Origin of the sequence: Myroides odoratimimus (genome assembly GCF_004337635.1) — a bacterium.
Lineage (GTDB): Bacteria > Bacteroidota > Bacteroidia > Flavobacteriales > Flavobacteriaceae > Flavobacterium > Flavobacterium odoratimimum.
Genome location: NZ_CP037427.1, coordinates 214,204 through 229,377 on the forward strand (window position 1 = coordinate 214,204; position 15,174 = coordinate 229,377).

13 protein-coding genes and 7 tRNA genes are annotated in these 15,174 nt (G+C 34.4%); 5 read left to right on the forward strand and 15 right to left on the reverse strand.

Going from position 1 to position 15,174, the window contains the following annotated elements:
* Positions 1 to 53 precede the first annotated feature (53 nt).
* On the forward strand, positions 54 to 284 hold the full coding sequence (locus E0Z07_RS00980; protein WP_006258772.1) for a hypothetical protein: 231 nt from the start codon (positions 54 to 56) through the stop codon (positions 282 to 284).
* Positions 285 to 286: 2 nt separating this feature from the next.
* Positions 287 to 805, forward strand: coding sequence for a DUF4252 domain-containing protein (locus E0Z07_RS00985; RefSeq protein WP_006265942.1), 519 nt, complete (start codon positions 287 to 289; stop codon positions 803 to 805).
* Positions 806 to 857: 52 nt separating this feature from the next.
* Here the strand turns inward: E0Z07_RS00985 and E0Z07_RS00990 are convergent.
* Positions 858 to 930: transfer RNA gene (locus E0Z07_RS00990), tRNA-Lys, on the reverse strand.
* A gap of 464 nt (positions 931 to 1,394) precedes the next feature.
* On the opposite strand from E0Z07_RS00990, the gene E0Z07_RS17975 reads away from it, so the two are divergent.
* Positions 1,395 to 1,553: a hypothetical protein gene (locus tag E0Z07_RS17975; RefSeq protein WP_006258775.1), complete on the forward strand. Its 159-nt coding sequence runs from the start codon at positions 1,395 to 1,397 to the stop codon at positions 1,551 to 1,553.
* A gap of 73 nt (positions 1,554 to 1,626) precedes the next feature.
* Here the strand turns inward: E0Z07_RS17975 and E0Z07_RS00995 are convergent.
* The 6 genes from E0Z07_RS00995 to E0Z07_RS01020 all read right to left on the reverse strand — a co-directional run bounded on the left by E0Z07_RS00995 (position 1,627) and on the right by E0Z07_RS01020 (position 2,321).
* Positions 1,627 to 1,708 (reverse strand) — tRNA-Leu (locus tag E0Z07_RS00995).
* A gap of 91 nt (positions 1,709 to 1,799) precedes the next feature.
* Positions 1,800 to 1,872, reverse strand: a tRNA-Lys gene (locus tag E0Z07_RS01000).
* 34 nt (positions 1,873 to 1,906) lie between these two features.
* A tRNA-Lys gene (locus E0Z07_RS01005) sits at positions 1,907 to 1,979 on the reverse strand.
* 39 nt (positions 1,980 to 2,018) lie between these two features.
* Positions 2,019 to 2,091 (reverse strand) — tRNA-Lys (locus E0Z07_RS01010).
* 48 nt (positions 2,092 to 2,139) lie between these two features.
* Positions 2,140 to 2,212 (reverse strand) — tRNA-Lys (locus E0Z07_RS01015).
* Positions 2,213 to 2,248: 36 nt separating this feature from the next.
* Positions 2,249 to 2,321, reverse strand: a tRNA-Lys gene (locus E0Z07_RS01020).
* A 129-nt stretch (positions 2,322 to 2,450) separates the two neighbouring features.
* Between E0Z07_RS01020 and E0Z07_RS01025 the strand changes: the two genes are divergently transcribed.
* A complete protein-coding gene (locus tag E0Z07_RS01025; protein ID WP_006264370.1) occupies positions 2,451 to 2,969 on the forward strand; it encodes a shikimate kinase in 519 nt (172 codons plus the stop codon).
* Here E0Z07_RS01025 and E0Z07_RS01030 read toward each other — a convergent pair.
* Genes E0Z07_RS01030 through E0Z07_RS01040 form a run of 3 tightly spaced genes read right to left on the reverse strand, consistent with a single transcriptional unit; the run spans position 2,966 to position 4,473 of the window.
* Positions 2,966 to 3,463: a phosphoribosyltransferase family protein gene (locus E0Z07_RS01030; protein ID WP_006261908.1), complete on the reverse strand. Its 498-nt coding sequence runs from the start codon at positions 3,461 to 3,463 to the stop codon at positions 2,966 to 2,968. The genes E0Z07_RS01025 and E0Z07_RS01030 overlap by 4 nt on opposite strands.
* Positions 3,456 to 4,040, reverse strand: coding sequence for a class I SAM-dependent methyltransferase (locus tag E0Z07_RS01035; protein WP_016648848.1), 585 nt, complete (start codon positions 4,038 to 4,040; stop codon positions 3,456 to 3,458). The genes E0Z07_RS01030 and E0Z07_RS01035 overlap by 8 nt, the downstream gene beginning before the upstream one ends.
* Positions 4,033 to 4,473: an RNA-binding S4 domain-containing protein gene (locus tag E0Z07_RS01040; RefSeq protein ID WP_006261910.1), complete on the reverse strand. Its 441-nt coding sequence runs from the start codon at positions 4,471 to 4,473 to the stop codon at positions 4,033 to 4,035. The genes E0Z07_RS01035 and E0Z07_RS01040 overlap by 8 nt, the downstream gene beginning before the upstream one ends.
* An 80-nt stretch (positions 4,474 to 4,553) precedes the next feature.
* Between E0Z07_RS01040 and E0Z07_RS01045 the strand changes: the two genes are divergently transcribed.
* A complete protein-coding gene (locus E0Z07_RS01045) occupies positions 4,554 to 5,717 on the forward strand; it encodes an EF-hand domain-containing protein (RefSeq protein ID WP_131540154.1) in 1,164 nt (387 codons plus the stop codon).
* A 134-nt stretch (positions 5,718 to 5,851) separates the two neighbouring features.
* Here the strand turns inward: E0Z07_RS01045 and E0Z07_RS01050 are convergent, their stop codons facing one another.
* The 5 genes from E0Z07_RS01050 to E0Z07_RS01070 form a co-directional block, all read right to left on the reverse strand.
* Positions 5,852 to 6,814: a transketolase family protein gene (locus tag E0Z07_RS01050; RefSeq protein ID WP_006261912.1), complete on the reverse strand. Its 963-nt coding sequence runs from the start codon at positions 6,812 to 6,814 to the stop codon at positions 5,852 to 5,854.
* A 21-nt stretch (positions 6,815 to 6,835) separates the two neighbouring features.
* The gene (locus E0Z07_RS01055; RefSeq protein WP_006258784.1) at positions 6,836 to 7,687 is read right to left on the reverse strand and encodes a transketolase; all 852 of its coding nucleotides are present in this window, start codon (positions 7,685 to 7,687) and stop codon (positions 6,836 to 6,838) included.
* A 189-nt stretch (positions 7,688 to 7,876) separates the two neighbouring features.
* The gene (locus E0Z07_RS01060) at positions 7,877 to 10,342 is read right to left on the reverse strand and encodes a phosphocholine-specific phospholipase C (protein WP_131540155.1); all 2,466 of its coding nucleotides are present in this window, start codon (positions 10,340 to 10,342) and stop codon (positions 7,877 to 7,879) included.
* Positions 10,343 to 10,347: 5 nt separating this feature from the next.
* On the reverse strand, positions 10,348 to 11,820 hold the full coding sequence (locus E0Z07_RS01065; protein ID WP_131540156.1) for a SusD/RagB family nutrient-binding outer membrane lipoprotein: 1,473 nt from the start codon (positions 11,818 to 11,820) through the stop codon (positions 10,348 to 10,350).
* Positions 11,821 to 11,831: 11 nt separating this feature from the next.
* Positions 11,832 to 14,999 (reverse strand): SusC/RagA family TonB-linked outer membrane protein, encoded by a 3,168-nt coding sequence (locus E0Z07_RS01070; protein ID WP_131540157.1) that lies wholly within the window; start codon positions 14,997 to 14,999, stop codon positions 11,832 to 11,834.
* Positions 15,000 to 15,174 lie beyond the last annotated feature (175 nt).

The following is a 15,174-nucleotide window of genomic DNA, read 5'->3' on the forward strand; positions in this document are numbered from 1 at the left end:
ATTCAAAAACTTATTTACATTTATATTATGTTTGTACATATAGATCAATATAAATGAAGAAAAAGACATCTATTAAAAACTTACTTTTCTTTGGAGCACTAGTATTAGGAGCTATTATGACTTTTATATACTTCCCAACCAAAAGTGACACCAAACCTACTTTAAAACAAAATGAGTATGGAACTTTTAATAATCCAGAAGTGGCTTATAAAGAATGTCAAAAATTACTAATTCAACTTTCTAATGACCTGAATAAAGGGATCCCTACTAACAAAACAAAGTAACCATGAAAAATACAGTAAAAGCAATATTTATCTTTTTATTTACCTTGAGCGCTATCAATACATTTGCTCAAGATGAATTTCAAGCATTCGAAAAGAACAAACAAGTAAATGCTGTAGTTGTAAATCAAAAGATGTTCGAAATGATGGCCAATGTAAAGGTAGAACCTACAAGCCAAGAAGAAAAAGCATATTTAAATCTAATCAAAAAATTAACTTCATTAAAGGTATTTAATACCGCTTCAGCTTCTTTAAAAGAAGAAATGAAAGCAGCAGTATCTAAGCATGTCTCTTCTGCTTCTTTAAAAGAGTTCTCTAGCAATAAAGATAATGGTGGTAATATCACGATATATATCAATCAAAATGGGTCTGCTAACAACATAAGCAACCTACTTCTTTTCAACGAAAACAGTAAAGAGAATATAGTAATGATCTTGACAGGGCAGTTCTCACTAAATGAGATATCGTCTTTAACCTCTAAAATGAATTTACCGATTGGAGATTCATTAAACAAAATAAAGTAATCAAAATATAAAGCATAAAAAAAGCAGAGATTATAATCTCTGCTTTTTTTTGTGACCCGACTGGGGCTCGAACCCAGGACCCCAACATTAAAAGTGTTGTGCTCTACCAACTGAGCTATCGAGTCATTGACAAACTGTTTGTTTCTCAATTGCTATGCAAAGGTAGACCTTTTTTTATATCTCACAAATTACAAACCAACCTTTTTTCCTAGATTTATCAAGGGATAGCCGTAAAACACAGTAAATGAATTAATAGCATTTTAAAAAAATATAAACTTTTTTATTATACTACTTTCTTGCTATTTTTAAGAATAACGATTAATCTAAATAGACTTTCTAACTATACAATTAGACACAGCTTCTAAACATTCTCCTATTTTTTGACTACAAATATCTTATTTAACTTATCACCCTCCATTTAAAAAAAGAACATATACTTTTAATATACAATTAGTTACTCTCCTAATTCACGATAAAACCTCGCTTCTACCTCATCAAATAACTCCCATATAAATTAGATGACAATTATCATTTTAAATGTTAAAAATATTCTATACTTTAGTGTTAAAATAACAAAAATAAACAGATTATGACTTTACAAAACCTACCTCTTTACAACTTCAACAACGGTACCTTCATGATTATTATCTTTGGATTAGTCTGCGTAGGTCTAGTTGTGGCTTTATTTTTACTAATGGGGCCTTCTAAGAAAAATGACGAGAATAGTGATGAGACAAATCAACAGTAAAAAAAAAAGCTACTTAACCAAATTAAGTAGCTTTTTCTTTTAAAGGCCCCCTACAGCGCTTCTATCTTATATGTGACCATGATGGGATTCGAACCCATACGTCTTGCGACACCACCCCCTCAAGATGGCGAGTCTACCAATTCCTCCACATGGCCTTAAACGAATACATTTACCAACACCTTACTAAAGGTAAAGAAAATTAATATTCAAAAACAAAAAAAGCTACTCTTATTAGAATAGCTTTTGTGACCCGACTGGGGCTCGAACCCAGGACCCCAACATTAAAAGTGTTGTGCTCTACCAACTGAGCTATCGAGTCCGATATCGTTTTTGAAATAGATTTTTTACTTTAGTGACCCGACTGGGGCTCGAACCCAGGACCCCAACATTAAAAGTGTTGTGCTCTACCAACTGAGCTATCGAGTCAATTTATTTCTAAAACTGATATCTGTATGTATTATTTTGTGACCCGACTGGGGCTCGAACCCAGGACCCCAACATTAAAAGTGTTGTGCTCTACCAACTGAGCTATCGAGTCAAATACCAATTCCTAAAAATTGATATAATAATATATGTGTTTTCTTAGTGACCCGACTGGGGCTCGAACCCAGGACCCCAACATTAAAAGTGTTGTGCTCTACCAACTGAGCTATCGAGTCATGCAATTTTGAAATAGAAATGTTAAGTCTTCTTAGTGACCCGACTGGGGCTCGAACCCAGGACCCCAACATTAAAAGTGTTGTGCTCTACCAACTGAGCTATCGAGTCGTTATTTCAATTCCTGATTGCGGGTGCAAATATAGAAGCTTTTTTTAAAAATCCGACACATATTTGTTTTATTTTTGACTTTTATTTTTCAATTCATCCTAACACTCTAATAAACAACCCCTTGTTTTTATGAAAAAAATTATTCTTTTAGGCTATATGGGTTCTGGTAAATCAACTATTGGTAAAATACTGGCAGAACAACTAAAACTAAACTTTATAGATTTAGACAACGAAATAGAGAAAAAACATCAAATATCGATTTCAACCCTGTTTGAAACGAAAGGAGAAATCTATTTTAGGAAGCAAGAACACCTATTATTACACGAGATAATAGATACTCAAGATAACTTTATTCTTAGCTTAGGTGGAGGAACACCATGCTATGCTAATAATCATTTAGCTCTACAGAGAGAGGATATCTCCTCATTCTATTTAAAAGGTTCTATTAAAACACTAGCAGATCGTCTAGAAAAAGAAAAAGAGCATCGTCCTCTTCTTAATCAGAATTCAGACGATACTCTTGAAATTTTCATTGCTAAGCATTTATTTGATCGTAGTTATTTCTACCATCAGGCTAAAACTATTATAGCTATAGATGATAAAACTCCTGAGCAAGTAACCCAAGACATCCTTAATCATCTTAATTAGCTTAAATAAGCATACTCTTCGTCTCCATCAAAGACAACCTGAATATGCTCTAATAATGATGTAGATAATGATATCCCTTTAAAGTCCGCTTTAACGGGATATTTTTTATGGTTACGGTCTACTAGTACCGCCGTTTTTAGTTTCTTTAATGGCACTTCTAAGAAATGCTTTACACCATATATTAATGTTGCTCCAGAATTTAACACGTCATCTACTAGTACAACACACTTATCAGTATAGACTGTACTATCTAATGAAGTCTCTATTGGATTAATCGGATTCTGTTTATCTATACGCACTTCACAAAGAATTACTTTTATAGAAGAAATCTCTTGTAATGCTTCACTGATCTTTTGAGCAAAAGTATATCCACTATTTGCTACACCAGCGATTACTATTTCATCCTCATCTATATAAGTCTCATAGATCTGATAAGCTATACGTTTAGTAGTAAACTTAATTTGCTCTTTAGTTAAAATGATTTTTTTAGTCATGTTGTTTATTAATTATAAAAAATAACTCTCTACCTGCTCTAGGCTTAATAGAGTTATGTGCTGTTTCTAAAACTTGTATATTGAACTTTTCCTTAAACAACTCTAAGTACTCTTCTTTATTACCACCAAAAGGAGGAGTCTCTTGATTAAAGTAACAATCAAATAATACCCCTACTAGCTTTCCTCCTGGTTTTAATAAGTCATGCATCTTCTCTACATAATCACTTCTCTTATTGATAGGCAACGAACAGAAGAATGTTTGCTCTATAATAAGGTCGTATTGCCCCTCATGTTCAAAGAAATCTTCTAAAATCACATCACCATAAGGAAAGTTATTCATCAAGCCATAAGCTTCTAATGCCCCTACAATAGTAAAGTCTAATCCACTAATATTAGTAAAATCATTTTCATATAAATACATCAACTCATGTCCATGTCCTATACCTGGTACTAAAATAGCTAAATCTTTCTTTGTCAATTGATCTATATATTCCTTAATAGGCGTAGTGATGCTTCCTGCATTCCATTGCGCCTCACTATTAGCATACTTCTTCTCCCAAAACTCTTTATCAAACATCCTCTTCCCTATCTTTAAAAGAATTATCTCTCTCTATACTATCTTCTCCTTCTATGATATCATCGTCTTCATAGTCGTGAAAATCATCTATATCTCTTCTATCTTTCTTAGTAGGACGTCCAGTCCCTTTAGCTCTATAATAGTCCTTCGATAACTTTAATAACTCTAAGTGCTCAAATGCCTCTGCAGGAGTCTCATCCTTGCGGTAAATATCAACTAACTTAGCTCCTACTCTATTAGCAGGTATATCTAATACTGTTAATTTATAAGTTATTTGATCTTTTCTCAATGTGATTTTATCCGTAGGGAAGACTTCTCTAGAGGCTTTAGCCGCTTGTCCATTCACTGTGATATGTCCCTTTTTACAAGCTTCCGTTGCTATATTTCTAGTTTTATAGTATCTAATACACCATAAATATTTATCAATTCGCATAATTTCGTATTAAATTTCTCTAACAAAGTACACAAAAATAAAGTAAAATTGTATCTTGCACTACTAAAATAAGTCAAAAAATGAATAGATTATTTACAGTTTTAGGTCTTGCTTTTCTAGGACTAACAGCTGCCAATTGTAATAAAGATGACGGTAATGGTGGAAATGAAGTTGTAAACCTAAGAGACCGTAAAGAAGTTCGTGATGAAAATGCAAAGCAAATAGAAGAGTTCTTAGCTAAAAACTACTTGATTATTGAAGGAGATAATATTCGTTTTGATAGTATTAGTAATCCTAATGTAGTACCTCTTAAAGATGATAAAAGAATCAAAATAGAGCAACAAATCATTACATCTGACAACTACGAATACGAAGCTGTTAGAAACCCTAATGGTACTACTTCTTTAAAGTTTTCTAAACCTAAAGACGAATTAGAATATACTATTGCTTATTTTATTGTTCCTGATGCTGATGGAAACAAACAAGAAGGAAAAGGTGATTATATCTCTACTATAGATTCTGTGTTTGTAAAGACAAAATCTTACTCTCTAAAGAATGAATCTTTTGACAATAATGGAAGTATAGGTAATTATTACTCATTCCCTATCACATTACAGGAGTTCGCTCTTATGTCACAAGGTAATTATGGTCTTATACCTGCTCAGTTAAAAACAGCAGAAAGACAACTATTAACTAAAGTAAAAACAGCTACTGGTATACAATTAGGTGATAATGGTATCCCTACTTATGAAAAAGGATCAGCAGGTAGAATTATTGCTTTTATCCCATCAGGAGTAGGATATTTCAATGCTGGATTCGGGTCTAAACTTAAAGCATACCAACCACATATCATCGATATGACGCTTGTAGCGAAAAGAGAGCGTGATCACGATGGGGATGGTATCCTTTCAAAATATGAAGCGAAACAAGTAATCGAAAAATCATCAGAACTAGGAAGAGCACTTACAGATGATGAGATACGTGCACTTAAATTAACGATTAAAGATTACTTTGACTTTGATACAGATGGTGACGGTGTACCTAACTTCTTAGACGATGACGATGATGGTGATGGTGTACTTACTAAAACTGAATTACAGTATAAAGACAAAAACAACAAAAAAGCATATTACCAATACTATGACCCTATTCTAAAAACTTGTTCTAATGTATTTAGATACCTAGACAGAGCATGTTTCCCAGATCAAAAAGATGGTGAGGTAATTTGGCCTACTAAAAAATAACAAATAAGATTATATACAAAGAGGTAGATTGATTCTACCTCTTTTTTTTGTCCTACTCCACTCATTATACTACTATACAAAAAAAACCTGCTTGATTGCTCAAGCAGGTTTTTATATATTAGATATACTCTTAATTATCTTTTGAATTTACGGTTGATTACTAACTGTGCTTTCTCAACGATAGCTGCAGCGTTTAAACCATATTTTTCCATTAATTGCTCTGGAGTACCAGATTCACCGAAAGTATCTTGTACAGCTACAAATTCTTGTGGTAATGGGTTATTTAAAGCTAATACTCTAGATACGCTTTCTCCTAGACCTCCTAAGAAGTTGTGCTCTTCAGCAGTAACTATACATCCTGTTTTTGCTACAGATTTTAAGATAGCCTCTTCATCAAGAGGTTTGATAGTATGGATATTGATTACCTCAGCAGAGATTCCTTTTGCTTCTAACTCTTCAGCAGCGATTAAAGCTTCCCATACTAAGTGTCCTGTAGCTACGATAGTCACATCTGTACCCTCGTTTAACATAACAGCTTTACCGATAACAAACTTCTCATCAGCAGGCATAAAGTTAGGCACTACTGGACGTCCAAATCTTAAATAAACAGGTCCATCATACTCAGCAATAGCTAAAGTAGCCGCTTTGGTTTGGTTGTAATCACATGTATTGATTACAGTCATATTAGGCAACATCTTCATTAATCCGATATCTTCTAAGATTTGGTGAGTAGCACCATCTTCACCTAGTGTTAATCCAGCGTGAGAAGCACATATCTTCACATTCTTCTCAGAGTATGCTACAGACTGACGAATTTGATCATAAACACGTCCTGTAGAGAAGTTAGCAAAAGTTCCTGTAAAAGGAATTTTACCTCCGATAGTCATACCTGCAGCTAATCCAATCATATTCGCTTCAGCAATTCCTACTTGAAAGAAACGCTCTGGGTGATTCTTTTTAAAATCATCCATTTTTAACGAACCGATTAAGTCAGCACATAATGCTACTACATTCTCATTCTTTTGTCCTAATTCAGTAAGTCCTGCACCGAATCCTGAACGTGTATCTTTACTTCCTGTATTTGTATATTTTTTCATTTTTGATTCAATTTAAGTGGATTAATAATCTCCGAATGATGTTTCTGGATTTTGTTTTAAAGCTTCTTCTAATTGTGCATCACTAGGAGCTTTACCATGCCATGCATGTGTATTCATCATGAAGTCTACTCCATTACCCATTTCTGTTTTTAACAATACACATACAGGTTTTCCTTTACCTGTTTTAGCTTTTGCTAATTCATATCCAGCTACGATTGAATCAATATCATTTCCTTTCTCTATCTCTATAACCTCCCAATCAAATGCTTCAAACTTAGCTTTCATAGAACCTAAATTTAATACATCATCAGTTGGTCCGTCGATTTGTTTTCCGTTTAAATCTACAGTAGCGATTACATTATCCACCTTCTTAGCAGATGCATACATAATAGCTTCCCAGTTTTGTCCTTCTTGTAACTCACCATCTCCCATTAAAACATAAACAAGGTGATTATCCTTATTTAATTTTTTAGCTTGAGCTGCTCCTACTGCTACTGAAAGTCCTTGTCCTAATGAACCTGACGCCATACGCACTCCTGGTAATCTATCATGAGTACATGGATGTCCTTGTAAACGCGTATTGATTTTTCTGAAAGTAGCTAATTCACTTACTGGAAAATATCCACTGCGTGACAATACGCTATAAAATACTGGTGAAATATGTCCATTAGATAAGAAGAAGATATCCTCCTCTGTTCCGTCCATATTAAACCCTTCTTTTCTATCCATTAACTTTTGATACAAAGTCACTAAAAACTCTGCACATCCTAAAGATCCTCCTGGGTGTCCAGAACTTACAGCATGTACCATTCTAAGAATATCTCTTCTTACTTGAGTAGTTAACTCTGTTAATTGTTGTGTGTTTGGTTTCATTATTTTTTCAATAAATATTTACACACAAATATAAGATTATTTTACGGTAATCACTGTCTTTTTAAAACACTAAATAGTTCATAAATCTTTACCGTAAGAAGTCTTCTTATAAAACTCTTTATGAATACTTATTTAAAACAAAAAAAGGAGACCTTATCAGTCTCCTCTTCTATCTCATATAGATTGCTGTTATTTAGACAGACTTGCCATAAATGGATCCGTTATACTTGATTGACCATTTTCGATATGACCGGCATAATGTTGCTTCCACTCTTTATCTTCTTTACAACTTATCATTAAATCATACCAACCATTTGATCCAGTATAATCCCATTTAAGTAACTCTTCTTTATTAGGAGACAACTCTATAATCATTGCCTTTTTCAGATATAAACTATTGTCTAAAGCAACATTTACAGTATCCATACCATTGTTTTTTAATTTCACAGAGATACTTAAATCTGTGTGTAAAAGAACCTCAACATAAATATCTAAATTCTTTTTACTTCCCTTAAAGCTTCTAAAGAACCCATTAGGTCCATGTACATTATAGTGATACTGTTCTCCATCTTCTACCTTCCAGTAATAATCCATTGGTTCATTATCTCTAACCGCAAAGTCCCAAATGCCTCTTGACTGATTACCACCTATCATATCATATACTTGTACAGGAGCTGCATACACCTTATTCTTTAACTGATTAGACTCAACCGTGAAATCCATTTGTAACTGCGTTTTACTTCCTGCCAGTTTCACATTTGCATTCAGGTTATAAGGTAAAGCACATGCCTTCTTTATTCCTTCTTCTTGTTTAGGAAATTTGGATAACAGTGTCCAATGTTTAGCCCCTAATACCTCTTTTTTTGTAAACGCATTAAAGTCTCCAGGTACTTTCTTCTCTTTTGCATTCATGATTCTAGCGATGTAATCCTTGCGATCTACGAAATCTAAGTTTACCTCTCTTAGGTCACGCTCAGATTGGAATACACTCGTCATATTACCACACACCTCTCTTCTCCAGCTAGATATATTCTCTTCGATAACTTGTTTACCAGTCTTTTTTTCGATAAAATATTCTAAGAACTGTATCGTAGAGGTCAAGTCTAACACCTCTGAGTTTACCCAGCCTCCTCTAGTCCAAGGCGAGGCTATAATCATAGGCACTCTATACCCTAATCCTATCGGGCTAGCTAATTGACTATCAGGTTTACCTGTTCTTACTCTTTCTTGTTCTTTAGTGACCCACTCATCTTGTGTATCCATTCCCTTAGCCACTTTTCCCATCGTCTTATCAGTCGTTAGTGGGGGCACAAAAGGAGCAATATGATCAAAATAACCATCATTCTCATCGTATGTCAACACAAATATAGTCTTCTTCCACACCTCTGGGTTCTTCGTTAAGATATCTATCGCTTCTGATAAGTACCACGCCCCAAACCAAGGCGCTGAAGGATGATCAGAAAAATTACACGGTGCAACTAACCAACTTACCATAGGCAACTTATTTTCATCTACATCCTTTCTAAACTGATAAAAGATATCCCCCTTAGGCACCTCCATTGTTTTCTCCACGCCTCTCTCCATATAGGTCATCTCCTCTAGCTTGTGATAATCTGGATCACTTGTATTAGTAGTAAATGCCTTCTTGTGAATAGCTTTATCAAATTCGCTTAATGCTTCAAATTTAGAAGGAGAGTATAGAACAATATCTTTTTCTAGCTGTTGTATCTTACTTTCTACTTCTTGTATTTTATCTTTAGCGAGAGTCTTGTCACTCAAGCTTCCCTTTAGTCTCTCCAACTCTAATACCATATAGTCATAATGAGCCTTGTGAAAACGCACATTATATTGCTTATAGAACTCTAAATTATTATCTGTAAAATTCGCTAACCAACTCTCTGCATGCCAATCAAATCCTACAGGAATACTTAATTCATTCTGATATACTCTCCACGACACATTCGCTTTTTCTAATCGTTCTGGGTAAGTAGTCCAGCTGACATCTTTATAGTTTATCTGTCCATTATCCACATGAGCTATAGAGTTGGGATCTCTTGGTTTCTCGCGAATAGCCCCAGCCCAAAAATAAGATCGATTAGCACTAGTACCTGTCAAAGAAGAACAAAAGTGTTGATCACATACTGTAAAGGCATCTGCTAGAGCATAATAAAAGGGAATATCTGCCCGCGAGAAATATCCCATCGTCAGAGGTAAATCCTTATACTCAGCATTTCCTGGTCGTTTAGCTATCAGCCAATTATCCATTTTACCTTCGTTACGAGCCTCTACCATATCCTTCCAACTATGTGGTAAGCCTCCCATCCAAGTCACCTTAGTATTCTCAATATCAAGTCTAAAAGGGCTATAAATATTTTTATGAATATCTGACTGAAACCAAACAGGCAGACCATCCTTAAGCTTCATCGCTCTAGGATCATTAAATCCTCTTACCCCTTTTAAAGTCCCAAAACAATGATCAAAAGATCTATTCTCTTGCATTAAGAAAACAATATGTTCTGCATCTAAGAACGTAGATCCTTCAGGAGCTTTGATATCAAATGCTCTCTGAATAGATGCAGGCATAGCCTCTGCGAAAAAGAGTCCACTTGAAAATAAAGCGGATTTCTTTATAAAATCTCTTCTTGTTGTACTCATATACCTTATTTTAACCACCAAGTGATACCGCGGATATTATCAGCTCCACCGAATTGGCTATTTAATGCTTCTTGTAATTTAGCCTGATTTCTATTGTATTCTGTTTGTGGATATAGCCATCTTGTAGGAGGTGTTATTCCTTCTTGTATTTTAAACTCAGGATATCCTGTACGCAAATGGTCGTAATAAATCGTCCAATTCGATTGGTGAAACATAGTAATATACTTCTGAGTCAAAATCTGTTTTAATTGCACATTTAAACTTCCTGTTTGATACTTCACCTTAGACTGATTTATATAATTGATAAAAGCTTCTTTTGTATAATAACTAGCCATTCCCTTCGCATACGTATTATAGAAATTAAAGTTTGCCTCTATCGCTTTATTATAAAAATCAGCTGCACTACCTCCTATCCAGTTACGCGCTACAGCCTCAGCTAATATAAACTGCAACTCAGAATAGCTCAATATAGAAGTAGGCTCGTTAGTAGGATCTAAATAATAACGACTTTTGATTTTAGATATATTCTTGGTTTGCACTAACTTTTCATTCTCTGCATAAGGCACTGTAGGATCCCCTCCATTATATCCACTAAAATCTGTAATAGGCAAACCTTTTTCTAATGCTGTTGACGTTTGTTGTGCAAAAGCAAATAACCTAGGATCTTTTAAATCTTGTAGTAAATTAATAAATGTTCCTGACATATACATGCTTGATCCATAAGAACTTGAATTAAACTGGGGATAGCGACTACCTGCTTGATCGAAATACATAAGTTGTCCACTATCTGCATTACTTTCTAATAGGTTTCCTGCGTTATATATTTTTGCAAATTGTTCTGCTACTTGAATCGTACCAACTGTTTTTTTCTTAGATAAACTCATCAATACCTTTAATTGATATGAGTTTATTAACTTTTTCCATTTATCAGTATTTCCTCCATAGATTATATCTCCTTTAATAGAGGGTTTGTTTTGAATCATAGAGGCTGCTAATTCCAATTCTTTTAAAACCCCTACAAAAACATCCTCTTGTTTATCATACTTAGGGAAAGGAACTTTCTTCTCTCCTAATAAGGCTTCTGAGTAAGGTACATCACCGAAGGTAATCGCTAATTCATAAAAGAACCTAGCTTTAAGAAAATGACCTACCGCTATATATTCTTCCTTATTGGTACGTTTCGCTTCATCCATCATTTTTTGTACTTGTAACAACTCCTGATACGCTGAAAAACTAGAACTATTCCACTTAAAGTATTGACTAGTATTCTCTCCATCCGTCTGAATAATCATTCTAGAAGCATACTCTTTGCTAATTCCATTTAATGCAAAAGCTGACTTACTTACTTTGGGCAATAGTAAATAAGGATCTGCCTCTTTTACTCGGTTAGGGTCTTCGCTTAATTTATCTAAATCTTGACAACTCCCCATTGATATAATTACTAGAGCTAATGCAGCTATTTTTATATATTTTTTCATTTGTATCAGTATTAAAATTTAATATTCACTCCTAAACCTACCCATCTCGTTGATGGATCTTGAATATCATTAGAAGTAGTGATTTCGTAATCTGGATCAGAATAAAGTCCTTTTGATTTTTTCCATATCAATAAGTTATACCCTGTTAAAGAAGCAGATAACTGAGTAATTTTCTTAGATTTAATCATCTCTGTAAAGTCATAAGAGATAGCCAATGTTCTTAGCTTAAAATACGTTCGATCAAATACGTTCGCAAATAGTTTATTCTCTTTCTCTGTTACTCGAGCACGATAAGGATAATTCTGTGCCCAACTTTGCCAACTTACTGCTCCTGTATGCTTTTGGAACTGACGTGTATCAGATACTACATTGCCATTTACATCTGTAATTAATTCTCCAGATACTATATTTACTCCTTCTGGTACATAAATAGGTTTACCTGTAGCATACTCCTGATCTCTATATTGGGTTGATTTAGGATGTTTTCCTCCCCACCACATTTTTTCTACCACTTGAGAGCGAGTAACTCCTCCCCATATTCCATCTATACCAATATTTACATTCCACTTTTTATACTTAAAGTTATTATTCCACCCTAAAGTCCATTTAGGATCGAAGTTTCCTAGTTTAGTAGCTTGCTTATTCCCTGTTGGCATTCCTGTTTTAGCATCTAAGATTACTTGACCATCTGGAGCTTTCATCCATTCTATATCGTAATAAGAATCTGCTCTATCGTTCAATTTTAAATTTCCGTATTTAGCAGCGCCTCCATGTATCTTAGTAATTCTTCGTTCTCTTGTACTCCAATTTATAGTAGAGTTCCATTGAAAATCATCTTTTTTAATCACGGCTCCTGATAGACTAAGTTCCCATCCTTTAGTAGTATATTCATTTCCGTTAAGCAGCATATTATCAAAGCCTGAAGCTTCTGATACTGGGAATTTAATTAAGAAGTTAGAATCCAATACTCTATAATAAGTCAAATCAAAGTTTAGTCGTTTATTAAAGAAAGCAGATGACAATCCTAGTTCAAAAGATTTAGATTTCTCTGGTAGAAGACTTAAATCTAATATAGAGTTAGGATATGATACCATAGGATTACCATTAAATGAAGGCGTTACTGGAGAATAAGCTGACTGCAACTGGTAAGGATCTAAGTCACTTGATACCTGAGCCCATGAAGTATATAGTTTTAAATAATCTACTTGTTTTGGCATTTCTATCAGATTAGATAACAATACACTCAAAGAAGTAGAAGGGTAAAAATATGACCTATTTTCTTTTATTAAACTTGATGACCAGTCATTTCTAGCGGCAAATGTAAAGAAGAACGAGTTAAAGAAATCTAACTCTACAGTACCATATACACTATTTACAGCTTTCTTTTCTAGACGATTCTCTGCTGTCACAGGACCTGTAGAATTCCCTAGATTATATACCCCTGGTACTGTTAATCCATCTGCTGCAGAATAACTTCTGTTGTACTGACTATATCTAGACGCTGCCCCAGCATTGACATCTATACTCATATAGTCAGTTAGATCCTTCGTATACATCGCTAAGAAATCATATTCTAGTTTTAAGTCTTTAATATTATTGATACTAAAACCACCTTCTCTACTAGCGCTGTAATTAAAGTAAGATTTAGGACTCTGTAACTCTTCTTTATTGCTTGATGATACTACAGAAGCTCTTCCTTGAAACTTCAGGTCATCCGTAGCATCATATCTTAGCGCCATCTGTCCTGTCACAATATCTTTATTCCAAATTCTCTTAAAATTTTCAACCCCAAACCAAGGGTTATTATACCACGCATAATTCCAGTTCGCTTGGCGATATCCTTCCATACCAGGTACCCACAGATTATTCTTTAAGTCTCTACCACTTACATCTGACCCCAGCCATATTAGGACAGTATACATATGCCCACTCGGATTATAGTCATAATTAGGAATATTAGGAGAATAGATATTTGCATAAGTAAGTTTGGCATCTAACGCTAGTTTCTCTGTTAATTGAGTTGTTGATTTAAAAGAAAGGTTACCTCTGTATAAACTCGTATTCGGTACACGATCTTTATTATAGTTAAACTCTCCTCCTAGTCGATAAGATGTTTTCTCCCCTCTGTTGGCAACAGAAAAGCTTGTTCTTGAGTTCACTCCTGTCTCTAGAAATTCTTTTAAGTTATCGTGATATTCCCATGCGATAGGTACACGTTCATACCTAGACTTATCATTATACATTGTTCCTTCAACATTTCCATACCAATTAATTACTTGTCCTGTTTGCTTATCACGAATAGGGCTATTCCATTGGGCTATTTTTAACCCTGGTGTAAACTTAGGCCCCCAGTTCATATCTCCATCACTAATACCACCGTCTTTTCCATCCCAGAATTCATATTTACCATCTGATCCGTTACCATACTCTTTTTGTGTTTTTGGATAGACTGTAAATCCTGCACTTATCATCGTGTTCTGTGTAAGCGTCACTTCTAGTCCTTCTTTTTTAGCTCCTTTAGTTGTGATAAGGATAGCACCATTACGCCCACGAGACCCGTATAGAGCAGAAGCACTTGTTCCTTTCAGTACATTAATATCTGCTATATCTTCTGGTGCTATATCATAAAAATCTGTATCTACAGGGATATTATCTACGATGACTAAAGGAGTTTTTCCCCTAAGAGAGAACTTAGGTCCTTGTAATAGTCCAGGAGCATTAGACACCTGAAGTCCTGACACCTGTCCTGATAATAAACTTCCCATATTAGGAGTAGCTACTTCTTGAGTTCTAGCTACATCTACTTTTTGTGTAGAATATCCTACTTTTTTTTCAGCTTTACTGATACCTAAAGCAGTAATAATAACCTCGTCTAAAGAAGAGCCTTCTGGGTCTAGAGCCACCTTTATACTCTGTTGTACACCCACAGGTACTTCTTTATTATTATATCCGATGAATGAAAATACGAGTACATCTGTGTCTAATACTTCTATCTTAAAAGTACCATCTAAATCAGTACTAGTTCCGTCTGTTTTATTTTTGATATAAACAGATGCGCCAGGTAGAGAAATACCTGATTCATCCACTACACTTCCTTGAAGTGTACGCTTTTCTTGAGCATAAGTAAGGGTTATACAAAAGAATTGGACAATAATTCCAAAAAGTAGTTTTTGTTTCATTTGATCGTGTTATTATTATGTACTCAAATCTAGACTAGCCATTTTATCTAAATATTAACACAACACTAACTAATCACTATATTCTCATTTTCAAAATGATAGAATTGAAATAATCACTTAACCATAAAGAAACAATATCATAAAAAACGTCACTCTATCTTAACCTCAAGAGTAT

Bases quoted from the DNA above. Each gene is read 5' to 3' on its own strand.
- E0Z07_RS00980 (WP_006258772.1), top strand. From the start codon at position 54: ATGAAGAAAAAGACATCTATTAAAAACTTACTTTTCTTTGGAGCACTA.
- E0Z07_RS00985 (WP_006265942.1), top strand. From the start codon at position 287: ATGAAAAATACAGTAAAAGCAATATTTATCTTTTTATTTACCTTGAGC.
- E0Z07_RS17975 (WP_006258775.1), top strand. From the start codon at position 1,395: ATGACTTTACAAAACCTACCTCTTTACAACTTCAACAACGGTACCTTC.
- E0Z07_RS01025 (WP_006264370.1), top strand. From the start codon at position 2,451: ATGAAAAAAATTATTCTTTTAGGCTATATGGGTTCTGGTAAATCAACT.
- E0Z07_RS01030 (WP_006261908.1), bottom strand. From the start codon at position 3,463: ATGACTAAAAAAATCATTTTAACTAAAGAGCAAATTAAGTTTACTACT.
- E0Z07_RS01035 (WP_016648848.1), bottom strand. From the start codon at position 4,040: ATGTTTGATAAAGAGTTTTGGGAGAAGAAGTATGCTAATAGTGAGGCG.
- E0Z07_RS01040 (WP_006261910.1), bottom strand. From the start codon at position 4,473: ATGCGAATTGATAAATATTTATGGTGTATTAGATACTATAAAACTAGA.
- E0Z07_RS01045 (WP_131540154.1), top strand. From the start codon at position 4,554: ATGAATAGATTATTTACAGTTTTAGGTCTTGCTTTTCTAGGACTAACA.
- E0Z07_RS01050 (WP_006261912.1), bottom strand. From the start codon at position 6,814: ATGAAAAAATATACAAATACAGGAAGTAAAGATACACGTTCAGGATTC.
- E0Z07_RS01055 (WP_006258784.1), bottom strand. From the start codon at position 7,687: ATGAAACCAAACACACAACAATTAACAGAGTTAACTACTCAAGTAAGA.
- E0Z07_RS01060 (WP_131540155.1), bottom strand. From the start codon at position 10,342: ATGAGTACAACAAGAAGAGATTTTATAAAGAAATCCGCTTTATTTTCA.
- E0Z07_RS01065 (WP_131540156.1), bottom strand. From the start codon at position 11,820: ATGAAAAAATATATAAAAATAGCTGCATTAGCTCTAGTAATTATATCA.
- E0Z07_RS01070 (WP_131540157.1), bottom strand. From the start codon at position 14,999: ATGAAACAAAAACTACTTTTTGGAATTATTGTCCAATTCTTTTGTATA.